Annotated in this window: 20 protein-coding genes; 14 read left to right on the top strand and 6 right to left on the bottom strand. The window is 59.5% G+C overall.

The window, feature by feature from the left end; all coding sequences use genetic code 11:
- Positions 1-41: 41 nt before the first annotated feature.
- The 9 genes from DRET_RS05685 (at position 42) to DRET_RS05645 (ending at position 10,658) form a co-directional block, all read left to right on the top strand.
- On the top strand, positions 42-773 hold the full coding sequence (locus tag DRET_RS05685; protein ID WP_015751573.1) for an ABC transporter ATP-binding protein: 732 nt from the start codon (positions 42-44) through the stop codon (positions 771-773).
- Positions 770-1,555 carry an ABC transporter ATP-binding protein gene (locus DRET_RS05680; protein ID WP_015751572.1) on the top strand — a complete coding sequence of 262 codons (786 nt, stop codon included), beginning with the start codon at positions 770-772 and terminating at the stop codon, positions 1,553-1,555. The genes DRET_RS05685 and DRET_RS05680 overlap by 4 nt, the downstream gene beginning before the upstream one ends.
- An 11-nt stretch (positions 1,556-1,566) precedes the next feature.
- On the top strand, positions 1,567-2,823 hold the full coding sequence (locus DRET_RS05675) for a phenylacetate--CoA ligase family protein (protein ID WP_015751571.1): 1,257 nt from the start codon (positions 1,567-1,569) through the stop codon (positions 2,821-2,823).
- Positions 2,824-3,315: 492 nt separating this feature from the next.
- Positions 3,316-6,909 (top strand): FAD-binding and (Fe-S)-binding domain-containing protein, encoded by a 3,594-nt coding sequence (locus DRET_RS05670; RefSeq protein WP_015751570.1) that lies wholly within the window; start codon positions 3,316-3,318, stop codon positions 6,907-6,909.
- A 17-nt stretch (positions 6,910-6,926) separates the two neighbouring features.
- A complete protein-coding gene (gene ruvX / locus DRET_RS05665; protein WP_015751569.1) occupies positions 6,927-7,355 on the top strand; it encodes a Holliday junction resolvase RuvX in 429 nt (142 codons plus the stop codon).
- Positions 7,356-7,397: 42 nt separating this feature from the next.
- Positions 7,398-8,408, top strand: a complete 1,011-nt coding sequence (mltG, locus tag DRET_RS05660; RefSeq protein ID WP_015751568.1) for an endolytic transglycosylase MltG — start codon at positions 7,398-7,400, stop codon at positions 8,406-8,408.
- A 205-nt stretch (positions 8,409-8,613) separates the two neighbouring features.
- On the top strand, positions 8,614-9,399 hold the full coding sequence (locus tag DRET_RS05655; RefSeq protein ID WP_015751567.1) for a ParA family protein: 786 nt from the start codon (positions 8,614-8,616) through the stop codon (positions 9,397-9,399).
- On the top strand, positions 9,371-10,441 hold the full coding sequence (locus DRET_RS05650) for a hypothetical protein (protein WP_015751566.1): 1,071 nt from the start codon (positions 9,371-9,373) through the stop codon (positions 10,439-10,441). The genes DRET_RS05655 and DRET_RS05650 overlap by 29 nt, the downstream gene beginning before the upstream one ends.
- Positions 10,422-10,658: an amphi-Trp domain-containing protein gene (locus DRET_RS05645; protein WP_015751565.1), complete on the top strand. Its 237-nt coding sequence runs from the start codon at positions 10,422-10,424 to the stop codon at positions 10,656-10,658. The genes DRET_RS05650 and DRET_RS05645 overlap by 20 nt, the downstream gene beginning before the upstream one ends.
- Before the next feature lie 40 nt (positions 10,659-10,698).
- Here DRET_RS05645 and DRET_RS05640 read toward each other — a convergent pair whose 3' ends face one another.
- The 6 genes from DRET_RS05640 to DRET_RS05615 all read right to left on the bottom strand — a co-directional run bounded on the left by DRET_RS05640 (position 10,699) and on the right by DRET_RS05615 (position 18,597).
- Complete coding sequence (locus DRET_RS05640; protein WP_015751564.1) at positions 10,699-13,008, bottom strand: sensor domain-containing diguanylate cyclase; 2,310 nt, start codon at positions 13,006-13,008, stop codon at positions 10,699-10,701.
- A 234-nt stretch (positions 13,009-13,242) separates the two neighbouring features.
- Entirely contained in the window at positions 13,243-13,713 is a 471-nt protein-coding gene (locus tag DRET_RS05635; protein WP_015751563.1) for a single-stranded DNA-binding protein, read from the bottom strand.
- A gap of 62 nt (positions 13,714-13,775) precedes the next feature.
- Positions 13,776-14,114, bottom strand: coding sequence for a hypothetical protein (locus tag DRET_RS05630; RefSeq protein ID WP_015751562.1), 339 nt, complete (start codon positions 14,112-14,114; stop codon positions 13,776-13,778).
- Between the two features lie 4 nt (positions 14,115-14,118).
- Positions 14,119-14,769 (bottom strand): hypothetical protein, encoded by a 651-nt coding sequence (locus DRET_RS05625; protein WP_041281919.1) that lies wholly within the window; start codon positions 14,767-14,769, stop codon positions 14,119-14,121.
- Positions 14,770-14,865: 96 nt separating this feature from the next.
- Positions 14,866-17,115 (bottom strand): carboxyl transferase domain-containing protein, encoded by a 2,250-nt coding sequence (locus DRET_RS05620; protein WP_015751560.1) that lies wholly within the window; start codon positions 17,113-17,115, stop codon positions 14,866-14,868.
- 66 nt (positions 17,116-17,181) lie between these two features.
- Positions 17,182-18,597, bottom strand: a complete 1,416-nt coding sequence (locus DRET_RS05615) for a biotin carboxylase N-terminal domain-containing protein (RefSeq protein WP_015751559.1) — start codon at positions 18,595-18,597, stop codon at positions 17,182-17,184.
- A 659-nt stretch (positions 18,598-19,256) separates the two neighbouring features.
- Here DRET_RS05615 and DRET_RS05610 point away from each other — a divergent pair.
- The 5 genes from DRET_RS05610 (at position 19,257) to DRET_RS05590 (ending at position 24,553) form a co-directional block, all read left to right on the top strand.
- Positions 19,257-20,093 carry a purine-nucleoside phosphorylase gene (locus tag DRET_RS05610; RefSeq protein ID WP_015751558.1) on the top strand — a complete coding sequence of 279 codons (837 nt, stop codon included), beginning with the start codon at positions 19,257-19,259 and terminating at the stop codon, positions 20,091-20,093.
- 160 nt (positions 20,094-20,253) lie between these two features.
- Positions 20,254-23,070, top strand: a complete 2,817-nt coding sequence (gene ileS, locus DRET_RS05605) for an isoleucine--tRNA ligase (RefSeq protein ID WP_015751557.1) — start codon at positions 20,254-20,256, stop codon at positions 23,068-23,070.
- A 40-nt stretch (positions 23,071-23,110) separates the two neighbouring features.
- The gene (gene lspA, locus DRET_RS05600) at positions 23,111-23,608 is read left to right on the top strand and encodes a signal peptidase II (protein ID WP_015751556.1); all 498 of its coding nucleotides are present in this window, start codon (positions 23,111-23,113) and stop codon (positions 23,606-23,608) included.
- Positions 23,589-24,338, top strand: a complete 750-nt coding sequence (gene lgt / locus DRET_RS05595; protein ID WP_015751555.1) for a prolipoprotein diacylglyceryl transferase — start codon at positions 23,589-23,591, stop codon at positions 24,336-24,338. The genes lspA and lgt overlap by 20 nt, the downstream gene beginning before the upstream one ends.
- A complete protein-coding gene (locus DRET_RS05590) occupies positions 24,338-24,553 on the top strand; it encodes a PLDc N-terminal domain-containing protein (protein ID WP_015751554.1) in 216 nt (71 codons plus the stop codon). The genes lgt and DRET_RS05590 overlap by 1 nt, the downstream gene beginning before the upstream one ends.
- Positions 24,554-24,556: the final 3 nt, after the last annotated feature.

The raw sequence follows: 24,556 nt of genomic DNA, 5'->3' as shown, positions 1-24,556 counted from the left end.
TCGGAAACGCTTTGCCACCACGACTGAAACAGTGACAACTCATGCTCAAAGTTCGCAGCATCCATACCTATTACGGCGCCGTGCACGTCCTCAAGGCCGCCTCCATCCATGTCGGCCCCGGTGAGGTCGTTGCGGTCATCGGCGCCAATGGCGCCGGAAAGACCACTTTGCTCAAATCTATTGCCGGCACCCTGTTTCCCGCCTCCGGGCGCATCGACTTCGAAGGCACAGAGGTGGCCGGATTATTTCCGGAGCACCGTCTCGGCCTCGGTCTGGCTTTGTGCCCGGAGGGCCGGCGTCTTTTCGGGGGCCTCAGTGTTGAAAAAAACCTCTTGCTCGGTGCCTTCCACCGCAAGGACAAAGATGGGGTGCGCCGGGACCTGCAGGCACTGCGGGAGCGGTTTCCCATCCTGGACTCCTTTTGGAACCGCCCGGCACGCAATCTTTCCGGTGGCGAACAGCAGATGGTTGCCCTGGCCAGGGCGTTGATGTCCCGGCCGCGGCTGCTGTTGCTCGATGAACCCTCATTGGGGCTCTCCCCGCTATTGGCCAAAGACATCCTCAAAACCATCCGCGATCTCAACCGCGAAGACGGTCTGAGCGTGCTTCTGGTCGAGCAAAACGCCCGGGCCGCGCTGCGCATCGCCCACCGGGGGTATGTCCTGGAGACGGGACGGGTCATTCTGGAGGGCAGCGGATCCGAATTGCTGGCCCATGAAGAAGTCCAGCGCGCCTATCTGGGCAAGGCCTACAAGGAGATCTGGGAACGGTGAACAGTCCACTGCTTGAACTCCACGCCCTCAATAAACGGTTCGGTGGCGTCCACGCCGTGCGCGATGTTGCCCTCACGGTGCCCGAAGCGACCATTCTCGGGCTGATCGGGCCCAACGGGGCTGGAAAAACGACGCTTTTGAACATGATTTCCGGAACCCTGCTGCCAAGCGGCGGTGAGATCCGCTTCAACCAGCGCCGCGTGACAACGGCCAGTCCTGAAAAACGGTGCCGCATGGGCATCATGCGCACCTTCCAAAATCTGAGCCTGCTCAGCGACCTGCCCAATCTGGACAATGTCGCCCTGGGCGCCAACGCCTGGCACCGCAACGGTCTCCGGGATCTCTGCGGTTTCGGCCGCGCACGGGAACAGCGTCTGCGCGACGAGGCCCGGGCCAACCTTGAGGCGGTCGGATTGGGCGGACACGAAGCGGCCCTGCCCGGCGAGCTGTCCTACGGCAACCAGCGCAAGCTGGAAATCGCCCGGGCGCTTATGGGCCGTCCGAGTTTGCTCTTGCTTGATGAACCGGCAGCCGGCCTGAATAACCGGGAATCCCAGGAACTGGCCGAGCTCATCCTGGCGCTGCGTGATGAGAGGCAGCTGACCGTGGTGCTTATCGAGCACGATATGGATGTCCTGATGGCCGTATCCGATACGGTGGCCGTTCTCGTCGAGGGCGCCGTGTTGACCAGCGGGGCTCCCCGGGAGATCCAGGGCGACGCGCGGGTCATCGAGGCCTATCTTGGACAGGACGATATTTTTGACGACCTGGCGGACGCATAAGGAGTGTACCCATGGCAGTTCTCGCCGCAACCGCATTGCCCGCATCGCGTGATGACCTTGAACAGCTTCAGCTTGAACGGCTCCAGGCCACCTTGCACCGGGTGCAGCGCCATGTCGCCTTCTACCGGAGCATGTTTGCCGACACCGGCTTCGATCCGGATCAATGCGCCAGTCTCAGCGATCTCCAACGATTGCCCCTGACGAATGAAACCGATCTTTGCCAGGCGTATCCGTATGACATGTTCGCCACCCCGCTTAAGGAAGTCGTCCAGATCCACACCACCACCGGCCGGCATCCGGAACCAGTGGTGCACGGCTATACCGAGCGCGACCTGACCAACGCAGCGATGCTCATGGCCCGGATCATGACCGGCCTTGGCCTTGATGCAGACGACGTCTTTCAGATCACGCTCAATTACGGTCTGGGGACCGGGGCCTTCACCTTTCACGAAGGCGCCCGCAAGCTCGGGGCCTCGGTCATTCCCACGGCCACGGGGCGCACGCCGAAGCAAGTCCAGATCATGCGGGATTTCGGGACCTCCTGTCTGGTGGCCACACCGAGTTACGCCCTGCGCTTGCTGCAGACCCTCAAGGACCAGGATGTCTCACCGGCCGCGCTGCGACTCAAATGCCTCCTGGTGACCGGGGAACCGTTCTCGGCCGACACCCGGGCTGTCCTCGAGGACGGCTTCCAGGCCCAGATCTATGACCTTTACGGTTTGAGCGCGGCCTACGGGCCGGTTGTGGCTGCGCAATGCCGTAACCAATCCGTGCTCCATGTCCAGGAAGATCTCTTTTACGCCGAGGTTCTCGATCCTCAGACGCACCAGCCTGTGCCTGACGGCGAATGGGGCGAACTGGTGCTGACCACGCTGGTCAAGGAAGCTGTGCCCCTGCTGCGGTACCGCACCGGCGACAAGGTCCGACGGGTGCCGGATACGTGCGGCTGCGGCTCCGTGTTCACCGCCCTGGACCGTATTGCCGGACGCGTCGACGACGTCTTGACCGTCAAGGGAGTCAATATCGCCCCGGCACGCATTGGGCAGCTGCTGAGCACCTATCTGGATTTCGACATCCACTGGAACGCTACGATCGCCGGCTCCGGCCCGGACCAGGAGCTGATTCTGCGCCTGGGAATCCGTGAAGATCTCTTTTTCGATCAGATGAAGCGCCAGCGCAAACTCGTCGACGACCTCCGCCGCTATCTCGCCCAATGGCTGGGAGTCACGCCCCGGGTATTGCTCGTGGAGCCAGATAGCTTGAACTAGCAGCTCCCGGCCCCTCTCCGCCTGCCAGTGCCACGGTACGACTTTTTTGCGTGACCTGGATCCTCCCAGGTCACGCTTTTTGGGGCCGAGAGGTGATGGATTGCCCTGCTCAGAGATTGAGGAGCACACAACGGCGCGAGGGCAAAAGACCAAGAAAAGCCAAAGAACACGAAATCCTGTCCCGAATCGGTCTCAAGACTGACCGTCAGATTTCAGCTCGCCATGCTCGGTGCTGAGGTCCAGCGCCCACCCCTCTGTGTCCAACTTGCAATATGCTGTCTGACCAAGTATATTGATAGATTCTCAGCGAGACACTTGTGCTTGAGTTGAGCGATCAATCGGCTGCCCTGCGGCTGCGAGACAATCCGTGCCTGTTTTCCACACCTGTTGATCCGAGACGCTCCGGTTTCCCCGGCGCCGTACCATTCCGCTTTACAAAACGAGTACACTCACGCGCTGCCAAACACCCTCAAACCACCGTATCGCAACACTATGCCCAAAAAACTTCCCCATATTTCCCTCTCCCAGCGTCGCCTCCTTGACCGCGTGCTCTATGTTGCTGAAGAGGAGTTCGACTCCTGGCCGGAATCGGTTCAAGAACTCGCCTTGAGTCTGGCCTCGGAGATTTTCATCATCCGCTACAACCCGTTCATTCCCCCGGAACGGGTCAAGAAATCGGTCTTTGATCGCCTGGACGCGGAAAAGGTCGGCCTGAGCGAGGTCTATTACAACGACCTGCGTCAACGCTTGGACACCTATTGGCAAGAATTTCTCGAAGACCAGGAATTCAAGGACTCGATCCTGGACCGGCTCCGTCAGATTATTCCGCCCGAGCATATCGTGGCCTCGCCCAAGGCCCTGGTCGAATGTTCAACGGACGCCACGGACCTGCGGCTTGAGATTCCGCTTCTGATGCTCTCTCCGGGCTCCACCGAAGAGATCCAGTCCATTGTCCGCCTGGCTTCGGAAATGGGATTTGCCCTGGTGCCACGCGGAGGCGGTTCCGGCCTGACCGGGGGCGCGGTCCCGGCCCATCGGCACAGCGTCATCCTGAGTCTGAGCCGGATGAAGACCATCCTTGAGGTCGATCCTGCAGCCCAGATCATTTGCGCCCAGGCCGGGGTCATCACCCTGACCGCCATTCAGGCCGCGGCCCAAAAAGACCTGGTGCTGACCGTGGACCCGGCTTCCAAGGCCGCTTCGTCCCTCGGCGGCAATATCTCTGAAAACGCCGGTGGCCCCTTTGCCTTCGAATACGGCACCACCCTGGACAATATCTACAGCTACAAAATGGTCCTGCCGGACGGGTCCCTGATTGAAGTCTGCCGCCGCGACCATCCCTGGCGCAAGATCCTGGCCGAAGACACTGCCATTTTCGATATTTACGCTGAAGACGGCACCTTGAGCGATTCCGTGGCCTTGAACGGAGAAGAAATCCGGGCCACTGGTCTGGGCAAGGACGTCTCCAATAAATTTCTCGGTGGACTGCCAGGGGTCCAGAAAGAGGGCGTCGACGGCATCATCACCGAGGCGTGCTTCACCCTGCACCCCAGACTCGAACATTCCCGGACCCTGTGTCTCGAATTTTTCGGACGCTCCATGCGCAACGCCATGCTGGTCATCAACGATCTCGTCGGCCTGCGCGATACCATCCGGCGCGAGGGCGACCTGGTCAAGATGGCCTCGCTGGAGGAATTCGGTTCCAAGTACGTCCAGGCCATTGAATACGAAAAGAAGTCCCAGCGCTATGAGGGCGAACCCATTTCGGTTCTCCTCCTTCAGCTCGACTCCAACGATACCGACGCCCTGAACGCGGCCGTGGCTAATATCGTCAATATCGCCGAGGCCTACGACAAGGTCGATGTCTTTGTCGCCGGGGACGCCAAGGAAGCCGAGGTCTTCTGGGAAGACCGCCACAAGCTGAGTGCCATCGCCAAACACACCAGTGGATTCAAAATCAACGAAGACGTGGTCATTCCCCTGGAGGCGATCCCGGAATTTTCCGATTTTCTGGAGGGACTCAATCTCTACTACCTGGCACGGGCCTATCGGCGCGGGCTGAACGCGGTCAACCAGCTCAACGAAATCGATCCCGGCGATGAATTCATCCAGATGGAACTGGACATCACGTCGCGCATCCTCAAGCAGACCATGGGGCCCGGGGATATCGCGGAGCAGGAACTCCAGCTCCAGATCAGTTATTTCTTCCGCGACCTGCGCAGCCGGTACCCGGATCTGGATAAGGAATTGCGGGCCATCCGGGACACGATCTTCGCCACCCGCGTGGTCATCGCCAATCACATGCACGCCGGGGACGGCAACTGCCACGTCAATTTTCCGGTCAACTCCAATGATCCCCAGATGCTGCATGAAGTCGAAGAAGCCGTGGACAAGGTCTTCAAAAAAGTTTTGACCCTCAAAGGCGGCGTCAGCGGTGAGCACGGCATCGGGATCACCAAAATCAATTACCTCCAGAAAGACAAACTGGAGGCCCTGAAGGCTTACAAACGGCAGATCGATCCCAAAAACACCATCAATCCCGGCAAATTGATGCAGAACCGGCTGGAGACCATTCCCTACACCTTCTCCTTCAACCGGCTCATCCAGGACATCGATAAGACCGCCTTGCCCCAGAAAGAACGGCTCATTCCGCTGTTGCGCAATATCCAGACCTGCACCCGGTGCGGCAAATGCAAACAGGTCTGCCCCATGTTCTACCCGGAAAAGGGTTTTCTGTACCACCCCCGGAGCAAGAACATCACTCTGGGCGCACTCATTGAGGCCCTGTACTATTCGTTGATGGACACCGGCGAGCCGGATCCCGATCTGATGCAGGACCTGCGGCAGCTCATGGAACACTGCACCGCCTGCGGCAAATGCATGACCGTCTGTCCGGTCAAGATCCGAAGTCACGATGTCGCCTTGAATATGCGCTCCTTTTTGGAGGAGAAAGGAGCAGGTGGTCACCCCCTCAAATCCCGGGTGCTCAATTATCTTGGAGAGCATCCAGAACGGGTGACTCAGGCCGCCAAGCTCGCCGCTGTCGGTCAATCCTTACAGAGCAAGGCTGCGCCCTTGTTGCCCGCTTCCTGGCGGCAAAAACGGCAGAGCCCGCTCCTGCGCGGTCCTGGCCCGGCCCTGCAGTTCAAGAACCTGCCCCAGGCCCTGCATCTGGATCAGGGAGCCCTGTTCGTGCCCGCTCATTTGGCGGACCAGGACGAACTCGATGCCGTCTTGTATTTTCCCGGCTGCGGGGCATCCCTGTTTTACCGCAGCATTGGTCTGGCCACGATGAGCTTGCTGCTGGCCTCAGGCAAGGCCGTGGTCTTGCCTCCTGAACATATGTGCTGCGGCTACCCCCTGCTCGCGGCCGGGTGCAAAGACGCCTACACCCACAACCGCGAACGGGTGGCCGAACGCCTCCGGGATCACATCACCTATGCGGCCAACCGGGGGCTGCGGGTTGGTCAGCTGATTACCGCCTGCGGCACCTGCCGCGAATCCCTGGCGGATTTCGGACTTGGCAGCGCCCTTCAGGAGCCAGCGACACACCAGGATGCGCTGCAATTTCTGTTGCACGCTCTGCCGCCTGGTCAGTGCGATCTGGAGGAGGTTCTCTACCACGTCTCCTGTCACGCCGAATTCACCGGTGTCGCCGGGCCCAAGGCGGCCACGGCGTATACCGCAGCCCTGGCCAGTCAACTCCATACCGCCGTTCGCCAGAGCCCGGGCTGCTGCGGGGAAAGCGGACTTGGGGCCCTGACCTCGCCGCAGATCTACAATACCCTCCGTGACCGGAAGGTACGCCAACTCGAAGAGGACTGCCGCTCCTACGCCGCCGGATCGCCGATTGTCGTCGGCTGTCCCTCGTGCAAGGTCGGTCTGAACCGCATCGCGGTTCAGCAGGGCTGGAAACGCGACATCCTCCACGCCGCTGAATTCCTGGCCCAGATCCATTTGGGGCAGGATTGGATGCGCCGCTGCCTGCAGGCAGTCAAGAAGGGCAAGACCGACAGCCGTGACCGGCGCCAGATCGCCATTGCCTGCACCACGCCCGCCAAGACAGGGCAGAACAATTCCGCCTGAGGCGGGGCCGACCGGACATGCGCTATCTCGGTATCGATTTCGGACTCAAGCGGGTTGGGCTGGCCCTGAGCGATAGCCAGGCTACTGTCGTCACCCCATTGGCCACGGTGCAGCGGAGCACACGGCAGGCCCTCTTCGAGGAATTACTGGCTTATATCGAAACCTACGCCATTGAAGCCGTAGTTATCGGCTTGCCCTATGACCTGGAAGGCACGGCAACCTTGACGACCCGGCAGGCCCGGAATTTCGGGACCAGTCTGGCCCGGCGGATCGCTCTGCCCATCTATTATGTCGATGAAGTCCTGACTTCGGAATTCGCTGGAGAGGCCCTGCGCGAGGCCGGCGTGCCAAGGCACAAGCGCAAGGACCTCCTGGACCAGCACGCCGCGGTCGCTATTTTAGAGAGCTTTCTGGCATCCGGCCCGGCCAACACCGCCGGCGAGTGACCGGCGTAACGCCGCAAACCCTTGGACAAGTCCCTTTCTGTTATGACGTACTCCAAATTCTTAGCTGGGCTGGTCATTTTCAGCGCCTTCGGGTTTCTCCTCTGGGCCGGTGGGTATGCCTACATGTCCACTCCCATGACCCAACCCGGGCGTGCGATTGAGGTTACGATCAACCCCGGCTGGAACTTCGCCCGGATCAGTCAACTCCTCGAAGACCAAGGCGTGATTGATGCCGCCTGGAAGTTCCGCCTTCTGGCCCGCGTCAAACAGAAGACCGGATCGGTCCAGGCCGGGGAGTTCCGGCTCCATTCCGGATGGTCCCCGGAAAAAATCCTTCAGACCCTCGTCTCCGGCCGGGCCATCCTCTACACCTTTTCCATCCCCGAAGGATTGCCCTGGTGGGAGGTGGCAACGAACGCCGGCGAGACCCCGTTGACCACCCGGGAGCGTTTTGCGGCCGCTCTTGCGGACAAAGCTTTCCTCGACTCCTGGGATATCCCCACCGACCACGCCGAAGGATTTTTGTTCCCGGAAACCTATTTTCTGCCGCGACCCGGGGGAAACGATCCCTACCCGTTGTTGCGAGCCATGTTCCGTCAATTCTGGGATGTCGCCAAAAACCAGCTCTGGCCCGAAGGGCTGCCGGATAGTGCTGAGATTGTGCGCACCGTGACTCTGGCCTCGCTGGTGGAAAAGGAAACCGCCCTTCCTGAAGAACGGGCGAGAGTGGCCGGTGTCTTCGCCAACCGGCTCGAACGCGGTATGCGACTGCAATGCGATCCCACCGTGATCTACGGTATCGGTCCCGAATTTGACGGCAATCTCCGCCGCTCCGACCTCCAAAACGCCACCAATCCCTACAACACCTACCGCCATGCCGGACTGCCCCCCGGCCCCATCTGTTCCCCAGGCCTGGGAGCACTGCAAGCCACCCTGCACCCCGAGGACCACGAGTATCTCTATTTCGTGGCCACCCAAAACGGGGGGCACCATTTCAGCCGCACCCTGCGTGAGCACAACCGGGCCGTGCGTCGCTATCAGCTCGGGCAATAGCCGCCACCTCCCCGTTTCAGATCTCCGCTTCCCGCCTCGCCCATCTCTCGGCAACGTTGGTGCAACCTGGTTCGCGTCGTTTCTTTGACCTCATGCCCGGTGCAGCACTGATCGTATGGTATTGTCATCCAAAGGTGGTTGATTTTCTTGCTCTGATTTTGCAAAGGTAAGATATCATTATTCCACTCTCCACTATGAGGTCTCCATGCCTTCCTTTGCTGTTGTCAACCAGAAGGGCGGAGTCGGTAAAACCACCGCCTGTTGCAATCTCGCCGCGGGCCTTGCCCGGCAGGGCCGCCGCGTACTCCTTGTTGACCTCGATCCGCAGGCCCATCTGAGCTTGAGCCTCTTTCCGGCCGTAGCCACGGATGCGGGGGTGCCAACCCTGGCTGACCTTGTGCACCGCAGAGCCACGCTCGACCAGGTCCTCCAACGCGGCGAAAATCTGGACCTCATTCCGGCCGGCCCGGCCCTTGGCACCCTGGAAGGGGAAACGACCCGTCAGGCCTGGTGGGATCTGGTCCGGGAACATGTGGCCCCGCTCACCGATGGCTACGACTCCATCTTTTTCGATTGTCCGCCGACACTGGGATTCTTGGCCGTCAACGGCATGGTCGCCGCCCGGAACATTCTCGTTCCCCTCCAGCCCGAATACCTCGCGCTGCAGAGCTTGAGTTCCCTGGCCAAAACCATTTCCGTCCTGCGTCGGGACATCGAGCCCCATCTCAGCCTCAGCGCCATTTTTCTCAACGGTTTCGACAAACGCCGGCGCCTGCACCGCGAAATCCAGCGCTTGGTCCGAGCCCATTTTCCGGAACAGCTTATGGAAGCCACGGTGCGCAAGACGACCGCTTTGGCCGAGGCACCGAGTTTCGGCCAGGATATCTTTCGCTACGCCCCGAAAAGTAACGGCGCCTGGGATTTCGCAGCTCTGTGCCGTGAATTCGAAAGGAGGTTCAATCATGCCGAAGGATTTCCACCTGGGACGTGATCCCCTGGAATGGATGCAGGAGCAACACGCTTCGGACACGGAGCCTCCCGCTTCCCCGGCTGCAGACGGCGATGCTTTGGAGCGGGCCGTCAGCGCGACATTGCACCGCGAAGTCCAGGTCCGGGAACTTGAAAATTGGCTGGATCACTTCCAAGTCCCCTGCGCGGTGGTATCTACTAAAGGGCAATGTCTGTTTGCCAACGCTGCCCTGACCCAATGGCTCGGGCTGACCGCCGACGGGTTCGCCCCCCAGGCCGCCAGCCTGCTTGAGCGCACCAGAGAACCGTCGTCCGGCCTTGAACTCCATCAGATCCACGACCAGGCCGGTACTGCCCATTTGGCCCATACGGTGGCCAGCCCCTGGCCGGAGGTCCACAACGGGCCTGCGCTTTTAACCGTGATGCTGCTGCCTCGGTCCTGGTTTCCGCACGCCGGGGAACAGACTCCAGGGGCAACCAGTGTCGCCCGGCTGTTACGCCTGTTGCGCCCACAGGTCAGGCACGGTCAAAGCACGACTTGGCTCGTCCAGCTCCGTTCTGCCAGGGACCTCTTCCAGCGTCTGGTGCTCGCCGAGGAACCAGGATGGGGGGAGAGCATGGATGCGCAGGTCTTGCAGACATTTGACCGCGCTTGCCGCGCGACCTTGGCCGAATCCATGCCGGATCCCGGTGAGGCGGACGAAATCTGGATACCCGAGTCCCAGGACCCACCTGTCCCGACCCGGTGGGCCGTCTTGTTGTATGCCATTGTGTTCGATGCCGTGTATACAGCACTCCAATCCCCACACACCCGGGCCTGGGGGCCGGTGCATCTCCTCGGGCCCTGTCGCTGGTCTCGCGGATGGCGGATACGGTTGCAGGCCCGGCAAAACAGTAGTTTGTCGGGATTTCTGGGCTTGTTGCCGCAGGGAAGCGGGGTCTTGAGCGTTCTGGGACACAATGTGGCCGCTTTGGACGGTGGGCTGTTTACCGTCGAGGGACAGCAGATGTGGGAATTGATTCTTCAGTACACGGAGGAAGGCTATGGGCAAGGACAAGATTAAACTCAACGGCACCCTGACCCGGCACCAATTGGAAGTCATGCTCCGGGACATGGCCGATTCGCTGGCCGCAGGATCGCTGCAATGTGACCTCGGCGGGCAGAGCATCGAGGTCGCCCCTCGTGGGGAACTTCATGTAGAGATGGAGGCGGAAAGGAAAAAAGGGCGGGAAAAAGTCAGTGTCGAACTCTCCTGGCCGCTGGAGTCCGACGAAGAATAAGCCGGTTCTCAGCAGGGCCGGCTCCGACACACGGGACACCTCACTCCATGCCGATCATTGGACCACAAATACTGTTGCGCCCCTTGTTCTTGGCCGCATACAAGGCCTGATCGGCGTCATGGATCAACGATTCCAGACAATTGTCGGCATGGGCTGAGGAACTCATACCGATGCTGATCGTGAGCTGCAACGGCCCGGCCTCGGTCCGGATCACCGCCTCGTTGACCCCCCGCAGAATCCTCCGGGCCACGGTGTGGGCCTGTTCGAGATAGGTGTGCGGCAACAACACGGCGAATTCTTCGCCGCCGACCCGGGCCAGCAGATCGACATTGCGGAGGTTGGCCCCGACGAGTTGGGTCAGCTGACGCAGGACTTCGTCGCCGATCATGTGGCCATAGGTGTCGTTTATACGTTTGAAGTGGTCAATATCATAGAGAATCAATGACAAAGGATGTTTGTAACGCTGGGCGCTTTCAAGCTCCCGGGCGGCCAACTCAAAGAAATAGCGCCGGTTCCAGACCCCGGTCAGGCTGTCGCGGGTGGCCAATTCCCGGAGTTTGGATTCGGCCTGCTTCTGGGCGGTGACTTCCTTGCGCACGGCCACATAGTGGGTGACCTCGCCTTTTTCGTTTTGGAGCGGCGAGATGGAGGTAAATTCCCAGAATACCCGTCCGCTTTTGGTCACATTCTGCAACTCCCCTTGCCAATGGCCCTTGCTGAACAAAACCTGATGGAAATGGCGGATGAAACTGCCGTCAATGAAGTGCGGCCCCGCTTTGGCCTCCAGCCCGGCTCGGACTTCATTGGTCGTCAATTCGGTCAACTCCAGATATGCCGGGTTGGCATACTCCAATCGTCCCACCTCGTCGGTGATGAGGATCGGCACCGGATTCTGGGCCACGGCCAGGGTCAGGGTGCGCAATTTCTCTTCAACCGTCTTGCGCTTGGCGATATCCAGGGCGGTTCCTGTCATCCGCAGGGGACGGTCTTGAGCGTCGCTCTCCACAATCCTTCCGCAGACCCAAACCCAGCGCCAAATGTTGTCCCGGGTTTGAATCTGGAATTCGGTCTCAAAGGTGTCCTCCTGGCCCAGCAGATGCGCCCGCAATCGCCGCTTGACCTCCTCCCGGTCCCGGGGATGGATCCGCCTGGACCACTGCGTGATCCGGGTCGTGGCTTCGTAGGGGGGAAAGTCCAGGATCTCCGAACACCGGGAACTGGAAAAAATTGTCCCCTGGCGCAGATTCCAATCCCACAACCCCAACCCGGCGCTATTGACCGTGAGGTTCAACCGTTCCTGACTCTCGCGCAGTTCCTGTTCCCGGGTATTCAGGGTATGGGCCATCTCCATAAATCGACAGCGCAAGACCTCCATTTCCTGAAACGGCTGTCTGCTGTTCTCGCAGACTACCCTGCCCTGCTCCAAAGAGCGCATCTCGTCGGTGAAATCGTGGAGGGGATCCACCACTTGACTCTGGATCCGCCGCCGCAACCGCCAAACGACGAGACCGAAAAAGCAACTGAAGATCAAGGCGATCACAAAACACAGGATCACCAAAGGAATAATAAATTCAGCGGCGTCGCGGCTGGCCCCGACAACAAGCCCGGCCCGGGGCACGGCCCGGGCACTGGTGTAGGTGATTTCGTTGTCAAAGGAGACAAATCCGGAAACCGGGTTCGAACCAGCCTGGATGGCTTGGTGCAGGAGGTCGGTTTGCTCCCAATTGGTGGCACAACTCGGTGGGGCCTGGTCCGTGGCGAAAATCATGTCGCCCTGAAATTCAGAGAGGAACAGACATTGGTTGTGGTGATCCCCCGCCACAGTGCGAAACAGACGCGCCAGGGATCTCTGGCTCATAATGCCGACAATCGTGCTGCCTTGCGGTCTGCTGCGCACGATGGCCCACATGGAAGAGGCCGTATCCCCATCGCGGCCCAAGGGGCCGAAGAGCATCTGCTGTTCAGCACGTGCGGCAAAGGTCTCCGGAGAGAAGGCTGGCAAGGAGGAAGAGGGGGCGTCCACATGGAGAATTGCCGATCCATTCGGATCCAGAACCATGAAACGCTCAAACAGCGAGGAATTTTCCACCACAGCGCGAAGCGTTTGCTGCAACTCCGACGTCGTCTCCGCCGTCAGCCCGAATTGCGTCAAAAATCGGCCGGTAGATTCCAACTGCAGTGTAAACGCCCGGGCCACGCCGTCAACAGTTTCCTGCTGATGGTGGCGCAGTTCCCGAAACTGTCCCCAGCCCAGAACAGTCGACCCCAGGACCAGAACGATAAGGCAGGGGACATAAAGTCGCTGAACGAACAATCGGGTTAAGACGAGGCGCAAACTGCGTGATGTCAAACACTCCTCCCGTCATGGGAGTCAAGGGGAGTTCACCTCAGGCCGGTTGGCACACCTTGGCACACCGTTTTGCCCCAGAAAGCCGACGAATATGCGGCAGGCTGAGGCAACGTTTTGAACTTTGCTCACAAACGGGCAAACGAATGCCCGGGCACGGGAGTGTGCCGGACATTCGTTTGTCACAATCGCGGTATCTCCGTGCGCCTGATATCGGCCGGAGTCTGCAAAAAAAAGCTAAAAGGGAATATCGTCCATGGCGCTGGCTTCGGAAGGAAACGCCGGGCCCATCTGATCCTGACCGGATTGCTGCTGAGGCGGTCCGGCCTGGGAATAGGAGTCTTGCTGCTGACCACCGCCACCTTGCTGAGAGCCGCGGGAATCCAAAAACTGGACCCGCAGGGCCTTGATCTCCGTGCTGTAGCGGTCCTGTCCCTGCTGATCCTGCCATTTGCGAGTCTGTAAACTGCCTTCGACCAGGACCTGGGACCCCTTGCGCAGATAATTCTTACAATTTTCGGCCTGACGCCCGAAAATCACGATCCGGTGCCATTCCGTGCGTTCCTGGCGCTGTCCTTGCTGGTCGTTAAAAGATTCGTCGGTGGCCACGTTCAGATTGCCTACAGGCGTTCCGTTTTGTGTATAGCGTACTTCGGGATCGCGTCCGAGGCGTCCGACAATGATGACCTTGTTGAGTGTCCCTGCCATCTATATTCTCCTTGTCTGTGCAACCAATGTGCTGATTCTATTCGCTGCCGGTTGAGGCAATCCTATTCTGCTGCCGCGGCCAGCCGTTCCATCTCGTTCAGGCTATCCTCAAGCCGGTCGCTGGCCTGATTGGCCTCCTGCGGCTGCCATTCGGCCAAAGCGTCGTCCAATTCCCGGTGGGCCTGGTGCATGGTGGCCAGGGAATCGGCCAATGTCTTCCATATCGGATCCGCCCCGCCAAACCGGTACTGGTCATACAGGGCCCGGGCCAAAGCGGGGACCGAGGGCGATTGCGGCTCGCCCTGGGGCCAAGCCAGTGCGCTCAGTCGCGGCCACTGCCGCTGGACTTCCTCCGGAAACGGGGTCGATGCACTGACTCTGATCTGGAGCACTTTGCCCATAGCGCTACTCCTGTTCCTGCCATTCGCTCTGGACACGGTTGACCACATCCTGGATGGCGTCCAGCTGATCCTCCGGACACACACCGATCAATGGCTCCCCTCCGTCCACATTCTTGTTCGGCTGGAAATACACGGTGTAGATGATGCCCTCCGGCCCGGAATAGGCCAGAGAGGTTTCCCGTTTCATCCGCGAAAGAATAAAAATCTCATCGCCGTCGTGGACCCGAACGGAACGCGATCCCTTTGTGCGAATCTTGCTGTCCACTTCGGGCACAAAATAATACATGGCCCGTTCTGGAGCTATAAACAAAAAAAGCGCTTTTTGCAAAATACGATCCAGCACTTCCTGCTTGGTCAAAAAGTGCCGGATGGTCAATAATGGCGTCCCGGCTTCAACAAAGCGGCCTTCTAATTCGTTGGCAATATGTACGATCTGTCCCCGCTGGGGGGCGAAAATGGGTTTATTGTTCCGTTCACGTTCCAGATGGGCCACCACCGAACCCGGTTCACTCACGGGCTCCTTCCCAGGTCCCTCGGCCCATTGCCCTTCCTCGGTAACAGCAAAGGTCACTACCCCGGTATGCGGGGCGTTGACCGCGATTTCCTCGTACGGGGAGGCTTTCATCTCGTCCAATAACGCTTTGACATCAAGCACGTTTTTCTCTCCCTCGCTGGTCGTCCATGGCATAGCGGCTGGGCTCAAACGCACACCGGATCAAAAATCCGGCATGGTTGCTAGGCCAGCGCACCGCTACCGATAATACAAATTCCGGCCGCCCATCGTCAGCAGGGCACGGTGCATATTGTTCCGGGTCTCGCGCCGGTCCCAGATGCCCTGGATATGACCGCGGGACAAGGCGTTATGGGCCTGGTGATAATCTGACGGAATGTCCACGCCGGTGGTCTCCTTGATCACGCCGGGGCCGGCGAACCCGATATTCGCCGAATGGATAGCGAATTGGTATGGCGCGCAGCCAAGGAAACTGGCGATGGGGCCGGCGTAGGAGTTGGTATCGTAGAGAACCAGGTACAGCCCCCCGGCCTCCAGGTAGCGGCGCACGGCCATGGTGCAGCGCGGCATCTGGATGACCCCGTTGGTGCCCTCCTGGATGCGGATGCCGGCCGTCCCGTGACTGTACGCGATAAACGGCACGTGTTTCTTCCGGGCCCGCTCCGCGGCGCGAATGAATTTCTCCCCTTCCGCTGCTCCCACCGAGCCACCACGAAAACGGCCCATGAGCAGGGCCACGACAACTTGCAGCCCTTCAATACGGGCCTCAAAGGTCATGCACCCGGAATTGTGTCCGGTCTTTTCCTTGGTTTTGTCCAATTTGACGTCGAGTCCGGGAAAACCGAGCGGATTGATGGATTCGATTTCGTGGTTGAATTCATGGATGCTGCCGCGATCGAAGACATTATAAAGATACCAGGCGTCTTCCATGGGGAAATGGTAGCCGCAGTAACTGCAGACCCCAGCCCAGTCCCCGAAAAGATCCGGAGCCCACTGGTCCAGACAGCCGTGACTGCGCTCCCGTGGACAACTCACGGCCTTGTCTGATTGGGCCTGCGGACTGACATAGGTCCAGGGGGACTCCTTCTCCTGCTCGCTTTTCCAATCCGAAAGTTCGGTCAGTTGTTGCTCGGCCTCACCCTGGGAGGTACGCCAGGGCAATTTCTCCAGGGTCCGCTGGTACCATTTCACCAAGCGGTGCCCGAAACGGTCGAACAGCACCCGGGCTTCGGCTTCGACATCCTCGGCGAGATGGGTCAGACGGCGCTGATGCTTGCCCAAAACGTCGTAGCGGACAAAGGCGTACAGGGCCCAACTCCAGTCCCAGACGTAATCGTAGCCCCGTTTGATGATCGAGCGCTTGTCCGTATAGGCGTTCTGGGCGAGATGGCGGAATTTCTTGAACCGTTTCCAGACCAGCCGGTCGCGGCCCTTGGCGTTGAGGGTCCAGCGGACATAGATCTCGGAATTGCGGCGCCGGCGCAAGGCCATGGCCCGAAAGACACTCATGCCGCGGGCCGGCAAAACGACTTCGTCTGTGGCCTGCACGATCTCCTGGCGCAACTTCTTGAAAAAATCGTAATGGTCCGAACGAGCGCCCAGAGGAGGCTCTTCGATGATATCATCGATATAGCCCATTTTTTTATTATCGAAGGCGGTGATTTTGAGCTGTTTGGCACACCGCTCGATGAGTTCCGGCTCGGCCCGCTGTCCGTGGCGCAACCGCCCTTCAATGGCCGCCGCTCCCTCCGGAGAGATAACCGAATAGTAGCCATGGGACAGCATGAGCCGGCGGTCGGCGAGTCCGATGGCCTCGGCGCCACCCGAGCCGCCTTCGGAGATAACGGAGAGAATCGGCACTCGCAGACCAGCCATGGCGTAGAGATTCTTGGCGATCTGCTGGGCCGCGCCAGGGTAGTCTTCCACGGGATACGACCCCGGGGTGAAGATATAGGAATGGATGGGGATGTTCTCGGTTTCGGCGACCCGCATGTACTGCAGGGCCTTCTCATTGCCCCAGGGCTTGACGGAACCGCCATTGCGGAACTCTTCACCGTGTCCTTTTTCCTGACCGATGACCATGACCGGCTGCTGATAGACCTTCTTGCCCACCCGGCGGGTGATATACGCCCGGGCGATGAGCATGCTCGGGTCGATGGAGTATTCGTCCTGGCCACCGATCTCGGTATAATTGTCGTAGACGTTCTCCAGTATATCCTTGAGGCAGATACGCTGGGGATGGCGGACGATGCGCACGCGGTCCATCGGGGTCAATTCACGTTCGAGCTTTTTTTCCAGAAAGGAAAACAGGTCCTCCAGGGAGGTCAGCTGCCGCACCTGTTGGTGGACATCAAGCTGGTGCTCCTTGGCCTTGAAATCGCTGAGCTTCGATTCCAAGAGTTTGACGTTGGCGTTTTCCTTCTCCCCGAATATATCCTGCAGATAGCGCAAGCGGTCGCTGAGTTCTTGTATGCGCTTTTCGATATCCATAGATCCTAGTATCCGTTCAGGGTTGGTCGAACAGGCATCCTCTCCCGATCCCACTGGTCTCGGGAGCTAAAATTCCAGGATGTGATCGGTGTTGGCGGCGAGAAACCGCAAATTGGACCGTAAGGATTCAGCGGACTTGTTTTCGCCCTGAAGGTCGATAGTGTCGAGCAGCCTGTGTCCCCTGCGTTTGACCTGGTCGAGATCCTCGCCCCAGACGATGGCCAGGGCCAGGTTGGGGTCATAATCCGTGGGGATTTCATAGGCCCGGTCCAAGGGGACCTGAGTGTGCATTTTCAGCCAGGGATAGTCCGGCCATTGGAAGGAGTCGATCCGCCCTACCCAGGGGGCGAATTTGTTGTCCGGATCCTCGGCAATGATCCGGTATTCCACGCCAATGCCATCGAAGGTGATGTCGTTTTGGGTATAGCCCATGTTGTCGCCGAGGGCCAGCCGGATCTGCTCGGCGAGCAGATTCACGCCGGATTCGCCCTTGATTCGCGAGATCGCGGCGGAAACACCGTTTTCGACCTGAATACGGGTATTGACTTCCATGAGAAAGGGTTGCCCGGTGGGGCTGACGATCCATTCCCAGGTCCCGACATTGTCATAGCCGACTTCCCTGGCCATACGCAGGGAATATTCAGTGATGTTGTCCAAGACTCGCTGGGCATTGAAGGCGTAGGAGACTTCCTGGGGGGCGAAGCCGGGAGCGATCTCGACCCGTTTCTGGCGGCCGGTGCTTTGGATGGTGCAGTTGCGGGTGCCGAAATGGACGATGTTCTGCCCGCCCCGCTCAGCCACCACCTGGACTTCGAGGTGGTTGAAATCAAAGATCCGCTGCTCGATGAGCACGCCCTCGTCACGGAACTGCCGCTTGGCGTAGTTGCGGATCCGGCGCAGGACCTGGCGAAATTTGTCCATGTCATCGACTTCCTCGATGCCCATGCCGCCTCCGCCGGCGGAGGCTTTGACCAGAATGATCGGCCGCTCCACTCCCTGGTCCAACTGGAAATCGAACAGATTCTCGGCGATTTCCTCGGCCTCGAGTTCGTCAAAAATCGGCCGGTCCGAGCCGGGAACCGTGGGCACGTCCAGACTGCGGGCGAGCCGTTTGGTGTTGATCTTGTCGCCCAGGTCACGGATAACCTGCCAGGAGGGGCCGATAAAAATCAGGCCGCGTTTGCGCTCGACCACGCGCCGGGCGAAACGGAAATCTTCGGAAAAAAAACCGTATCCGGGGTGGACCGCCGTAGCACCGGCAGCATCCGCTACAGCCAGGATTTCATTGGGATCAAGATAGGAATTGATACGGTACAGAGCCGCATCTCCGCCGTGGTGCCGGGCCAGATCGCAATGGCCCGAATCCGCGTCCTGTTCCGTATACACGCAAACGAAATCCAGACCCAATTGGACACAGGCCTGGATGATGCGAACGGCGATTTCGCCGCGATTGGCGATGAGAACTTTATGTCGAGCGTCCAACGCTGTCCTTCCTTGACTGGTTGTTGTGGACAAGGTGACCTCAAACCTGTGCACTGGCGCAATGGGCCCGACAGAGGCTGTCGGACAGGGGCGCGTCGGAACCCTCGTCGTGCCACCCACGGACCGGGGCGGCAAGCCGAAGGACACGGTCCGACCGTTTTCATGGCGCCGCCTTTGCCCACCCTACGGCAGAACCAGAGGGGTAGAGCAACAATTTCCGGGACTGTCAATGTTTCTTTAGCTCTGTTTCTGGGCAGTCGCCTGGATGGTGCTTCTTATGGCAAAAAGATGCCAGGAATTCAACTCTCGTTTCGCTTGCATAAACAACTACCCGTAAGCCAGCCCCCGAGCCGCCCACTGCGCCGAACCCAGCAGCGGCGGGCCTTACTGCATCGCCTCATCCCCGCGCTTGGCCGATGCAGGCTGTTGGGGAGCAAATTGAAGTTCACACGCTTTGTTCAAGCTCCAAGCGCCGCCCCAGAACCGGGTCTCAGATCCAAGGGGAAATTCTTGACATCTTTTACGCAAACCAATTACCCAGCCTACAGCCTCCCAGCTGAGACTGAAGACCAGTTTCAGTCGCTCTGGGGGCCGCTTTGTCCCCAGCGCTTCCGAATTTTCCGACAGCCGTTTTCGCCCGATACCGAAGGAGGACCGCCGTGCTTGAAGAGGACCGCATTGCCGAAGCCGCCGCACACGTCAGAAACACCCTGGGCCTGGACCATCCGGCCAAGGTGGGGATCATTCTGGGCACCGGTCTGGGCGGTTGGGCCTCCCAACTCACCGAAGCGCAATCCGTGCCGTATGCCGAGATCCCGCACCTGCCACAGGCCACGGTCAGCAGCCACCAGGGCGCCTTGTGGCACGGCCGGTGCAACGGCCTGCCCGTTCTTGTTCTCCAGGGACGGTGTCACCTCTATGAAGGATACACCCCCCAGGAGGTCTGCCGCCTAGTCCGCCTGCTGGGCGCCCTTGGCGTGAGGACATTGGTGACCACCAACGCCGCCGGCTCCTTGAATCCCCTCTTTCCCGCCGGACAGTTGATGCGTCTGACCGATCAGATCAATATGACCGGGAGCAATCCCCTGACCGGTCCCAATCTCGAAACCTTCGGACCGCGCTTTCCGGACATGTCCGAGGTCTTTGACCCCGAACTCGGACGATTGGCCGATACCGTTGCCCTTGAGCAGGGACTGCGCCTGGAGCGCGGCGTTTACGTCGGCATCCAGGGTCCGAGCCTGGAAACGCCTGCGGAAACACGCATGTACCGGTGCCTGGGCGGCGATGCCATCGGCATGTCCACAGTCATGGAGACCATTGCCGCTGCCCACATGTCCATGCGTCAATTAGGGGTCTCCTGTCTGACCAACCAGAATCTGCCCGATTGCCAGGCCCCCACCTCTCTTGAGGAGATCATCGCCCAGGCCGAAGCGAGCAGCCGTCAATTGACCCTCCTGCTCGAGGCTGTCTGTGGAGCCCTGGCAACTCACCAATAAACCACCACAGCCAACGCCTTGTCCGTGCAGCACCTCTTGACTTCCGCTGGGGGTTGACACACACTTCCTGATTCGTTTCTCCCGAACCTAGTGTCCGTCTGCACCCCGGATTTGCAGAACAGATTCCTGTTACCAACCCAACCCGACCTTGAGGAAGACCATGGCTGATTACAAAGCGACCCTCAATTTGCCGAAAACTTCTTTTCCCATGCGGGCCAATCTGGCCAAAAATGAACCCAAGATGCTCAATTTTTGGGACGCCAACAATATTTACTCCGCCATGGCCCGCAAAGACGGTGATCGTCCCCCTTTTGTCCTGCATGACGGCCCTCCGTATGCCAACGGCAATATCCATTTGGGCACGGCCATGAACAAGGTCCTCAAGGACATGATCGTCAAGTACAAGAACATGCAGGGGCATAACGCTGAATACGTACCGGGTTGGGACTGTCACGGGCTCCCGATTGAACTCAAGGTCGAGCGGGAACTTGGCTCGGACAAAAAATCGATGTCCATTTTGGACATCCGCAAACAATGCCGGGAATACGCCCTGAAATATCTCGACATCCAGCGAGAAGAATTTAAGAAACTCGGTGTCTTAGGCACCTGGGACGCCCCGTACCTGACCATGAACCCGAGCTACGAAGCGGCGACGGCCCGGGAACTGGCCCGGTTCATGGAGCGCGGCAGCGTGGTGCGGAACAAAAAGCCGATCTACTGGTGTTGTTCCTGCGAGACCGCTTTGGCCGAAGCCGAAGTCGAATACGGCGAACACACCTCCCCGTCGATCTATGTCCGCTTTCCGCTCCCTGACGATCGCTTGCGCGAATCCATCCCCCAGGCCGACCCGGACCGGACCTCACTGGTCATCTGGACCACCACGCCGTGGACGATCCCCGATAATATGGCCGTGGCCGTGCATCCCGATCTGGAGTATGTCCTGGTTCGCGCCCACGGGAATGATTATCTGCTCGCGGAAGAATTGTGGCAGGAACGTGCCGAAGGCTTCGGCTGGGAAACGACTGAAATTCTTGGCCGGGTCTCTGGGGCCGCCCTCGAGGGGCTCAACGCCCGCCATCCGCTGTATAACCGTCACTCACCGATTGTTCTGGCCGACTACGTCAGCACCGACGCCGGCACAGGATGCGTCCACACCGCCCCGGGCCACGGTCAGGAAGACTTTGAAACCGGACAACGCTACGGCCTGGAGGTCTATTCCCCTCTGGATGACCAGGGCCGCTTTCTGTCCAGTGTCCCCTTTTTCGCCGGGTTGACCGTATTCGAGGCCAATCCCGAGGTCATCGCCAAGCTCCAGGAATTCGGCATGCTGCTGGCCCAGGAGGAGATCAGCCACTCCTACCCCCATTGCTGGCGGTGCAAAAAGCCAGTCATCTTCCGGGCCACGACGCAGTGGTTTATCTCTATGGAGGCCAACGGATTGCGGGACAAGGCCCTCAAGGCCATTGACTCCGAAGTCCAATGGATCCCCTCCTGGGGCCGGGAACGGATCCACAGCATGATCGCCAATCGTCCGGATTGGTGCATCTCGCGCCAGCGCATGTGGGGCGTGCCGATTATTGCTCTCCTGTGCGAGGGATGCGGCGAAGCGTATTACGAGGCCGACTGGGTGCATGCCATCGTCGACCGCTTTGCCGAACATGAACGCGGCGCCGACTACTGGTTCGAGGCGTCTTTGGAAGACATCGTCCCCGAGGGACTGACCTGCCCCTCGTGCGGGGGCACGCATTGGGCCAAAGAGGACGACATCCTTGATGTCTGGTTCGATTCCGGCACGAGCTTCGCCGCCGTGGTTGAACAACGCGACGAATGCCGGTATCCGGCCGATCTGTACCTCGAAGGCACCGACCAGCACCGGGGATGGTTCCACAGTTCTCTGCTGGCCTCGGTCGGCACCCGGGATCAGGCCCCGTACAAAACCGTGCTGACCCACGGCTTCGTGGTCGATGGCCAGGGCCGGAAAATGTCCAAATCCATCGGCAACGTGGTCGCGCCCCAGGAGATCATGGACAAATACGGCGCCGAAATCCTGCGCATGTGGGTCGCCTCGGAGAACTACCAGGAAGATCTGCGCATCTCGGAAAATATCCTCAAGCAATTGGTGGACGCCTACCGCCGCATCCGCAACACCTGCAGGTTTATCCTGGGCAATCTCGCCGATTTCGATCCCAGCCAAAATGGTCTGCCTCTGGACGAGGTCCTCTCCTTCGATCGTTATGCCCTGGATCTGATCCAGACCAGACACCAGCGGATGCAAGAGGCCTACAGCCGTTACGAATTCCACAAGGTCTTTCACACCCTGCATCACATGTGCGTGACTGACTTGAGCGCTTTTTATCTGGACATCCTCAAGGACCGGCTCTACGTCTCGGCCCCCGGGAGCATCGAGCGGCGCTCAGCCCAGACCGTCCTCCACCGTATCCTGCAGATGCTCTTGCGCGATATGGCGCCATTTCTCAGCTTCACCGCCGAAGAACTCTTTCAGCATCTGCCCGAATGTATGCGCCCTGACGTTCCTTCGGTCTTCACGCTTTCTCCGGTGGAACCGGTTCAGGATCTGCTGCGCGAAGACGAACGCGCCCTGTGGGACCATGTCTGCTCCCTGCGCGAAGAAATCACCAAGGCCATCGAACCCTGGCGCAAATCCGGGGACATCGGGCACCCCTTGAGCGCGGCAGTCACTATCTATGCCCCTGAACCGCTGCACAGTGAACTCTCCAGCGTGGCCGGTCAGCTGCGGGAAATCTGTATCGTTTCCCAAGCCTCCTTGGAGCAGGCGGACTCCGCCCCAGAGGATGCCGGCTTTGCAAGCGATGTCTTTCCGGGCCTGAGCATTGCGGTCAACGCGGCGCAGGGAGACAAATGCCCTCGCTGCTGGGTGTTCAGTCCGGAAATCGGATCCGACGCCGCGCACCCGGATGTCTGCCCGCGGTGCAGCGCGGTATTGCAGCAATTGTAGGATTTCGCCCTTTACAGCCATGTAGCCTTGAGGAGACCACATGCGCACTCGTTATGCCCTGACCGGAGGATTGGGCGCTGCCATCCTGGCTCTGGACCAGCTCACCAAACTCCTGATCCAGAGCAGCATTCCACTGTACGAGAGCCGGACCGTCATTCCCGGATTCTTCGATCTCGTCCACATCCACAACCGCGGGGCCGCTTTCGGTTTCTTGAACCGGGCCGATATCGAGTGGCAGACCTATTTTTTCATCGCGGTATCTGCTCTGGCTGTGGTGCTTATTTTCCAGCTCCTGCGCACGGTGGACCGTCGGGATATGGTCCTTTTCACAGGTCTGGGCTGCATTCTGGGCGGGGCCCTCGGCAATCTGGTGGACCGCATCCGGGTCGGACACGTCATCGATTTCCTGGATATCTATATTGGCTCCGCGCATTGGCCAGCCTTCAATATCGCTGATATTGGAATCAGTATCGGCGGTATCTGCATTCTGGTTTCCTTTTATCGTCGCAAGAAACGCCATGCATCCCATACTCGTTGATATCGGACCGTTCACGGTCTACACATACGGTTTTTTCGTCGCCGCTGCCTTCCTGGTTGGGATGGCCGTGTCCATGCGTGAAGCCAAGCGCCTGGGGTTGCCACACAAAATCGTCCCTGATCTCGGCTTTTATCTCATCCTCAGTGCTGTAGTCGGCGCCCGACTGCTTTACGTCCTTTTGGCGCCCAAATACTTTCTGGCCCACCCGCTGGAAATTGTGCAGTTCTGGAAGGGAGGACTGGTCTTCCTCGGCGGCGCCCTGGCCGCTGCCGGGACCACGATCTGGTTTCTGCGCCGTCGCGAACAGCCAATCTGGTCCTGGGCTGACGCCATCGCTCCTGGACTTACGCTAGGACAGGCTGTGGGGCGGCTTGGCTGCCTTGCGGCCGGGTGTTGTTTCGGGAAAGAATGTACCCTGCCCTGGGCCATCACCTTCACCGATCCCAAATCCCTGGCCCCGTTGCACCAGGCACTGCATCCGACCCAGATCTACCACGTCCTGGCCGGCGTCGCGGTCTATTTCCTGTTGCTGGGCACTAAACGGTGGCAGCCCAAACCCGGGATGCGTTTTGCTATCTATATTATGGGCTACGCCGTACTGCGGTTTGTCATTGAACTCTTTCGCGGGGATTTCCGCGGCCATTTGGGTCCTTTGAGCACCACCCAATGGATTGCCGCCGCGCTTGTGATCCTCGGAATCTGGCTTTATAGGCAAAGGAGAAACAGCTGATGGCCGGACTCCCCCCTGAGACCCTTGCCCTGTTCGCCGTTGCCTTGATAGTACCCATTTTACCCAATTTATGGTCCATCTGGCATATCTTCCGCAGCGACTTCGCTACGGCCCAGGAAAAGATGGCCTGGCTGGGGGCCGCTGTTTTTATCCCGTTTCTTGGCGGCCTCGCCTATGTGTGCATTGGCCGCAGACGGGCCAAACGGGTCATCTGACCC

The organism is Desulfohalobium retbaense DSM 5692 (assembly GCF_000024325.1).
Taxonomy (GTDB): Bacteria; Desulfobacterota; Desulfovibrionia; order Desulfovibrionales; family Desulfohalobiaceae; genus Desulfohalobium; species Desulfohalobium retbaense.
Note: the sequence above shows the minus strand (reverse complement) of the source record. Positions and strands in the feature narration are given on the sequence as shown.

What these genes read in the sequence shown, in the direction of transcription:
- DRET_RS05635 (WP_015751563.1), bottom strand. Translation starts at nt 13,713, where the DNA reads ATGGCAGGGACACTCAACAAGGTCATCATTGTCGGACGCCTCGGACGC.
- ileS (WP_015751557.1), top strand. Translation starts at nt 20,254, where the DNA reads ATGGCTGATTACAAAGCGACCCTCAATTTGCCGAAAACTTCTTTTCCC.
- DRET_RS05590 (WP_015751554.1), top strand. Translation starts at nt 24,338, where the DNA reads ATGGCCGGACTCCCCCCTGAGACCCTTGCCCTGTTCGCCGTTGCCTTG.
- ruvX (WP_015751569.1), top strand. Translation starts at nt 6,927, where the DNA reads ATGCGCTATCTCGGTATCGATTTCGGACTCAAGCGGGTTGGGCTGGCC.
- mltG (WP_015751568.1), top strand. Translation starts at nt 7,398, where the DNA reads ATGACGTACTCCAAATTCTTAGCTGGGCTGGTCATTTTCAGCGCCTTC.
- lgt (WP_015751555.1), top strand. Translation starts at nt 23,589, where the DNA reads ATGCATCCCATACTCGTTGATATCGGACCGTTCACGGTCTACACATAC.
- DRET_RS05675 (WP_015751571.1), top strand. Translation starts at nt 1,567, where the DNA reads ATGGCAGTTCTCGCCGCAACCGCATTGCCCGCATCGCGTGATGACCTT.
- DRET_RS05630 (WP_015751562.1), bottom strand. Translation starts at nt 14,114, where the DNA reads ATGGGCAAAGTGCTCCAGATCAGAGTCAGTGCATCGACCCCGTTTCCG.
- lspA (WP_015751556.1), top strand. Translation starts at nt 23,111, where the DNA reads ATGCGCACTCGTTATGCCCTGACCGGAGGATTGGGCGCTGCCATCCTG.
- DRET_RS05620 (WP_015751560.1), bottom strand. Translation starts at nt 17,115, where the DNA reads ATGGATATCGAAAAGCGCATACAAGAACTCAGCGACCGCTTGCGCTAT.
- DRET_RS05645 (WP_015751565.1), top strand. Translation starts at nt 10,422, where the DNA reads ATGGGCAAGGACAAGATTAAACTCAACGGCACCCTGACCCGGCACCAA.
- DRET_RS05650 (WP_015751566.1), top strand. Translation starts at nt 9,371, where the DNA reads ATGCCGAAGGATTTCCACCTGGGACGTGATCCCCTGGAATGGATGCAG.
- DRET_RS05685 (WP_015751573.1), top strand. Translation starts at nt 42, where the DNA reads ATGCTCAAAGTTCGCAGCATCCATACCTATTACGGCGCCGTGCACGTC.
- DRET_RS05670 (WP_015751570.1), top strand. Translation starts at nt 3,316, where the DNA reads ATGCCCAAAAAACTTCCCCATATTTCCCTCTCCCAGCGTCGCCTCCTT.
- DRET_RS05655 (WP_015751567.1), top strand. Translation starts at nt 8,614, where the DNA reads ATGCCTTCCTTTGCTGTTGTCAACCAGAAGGGCGGAGTCGGTAAAACC.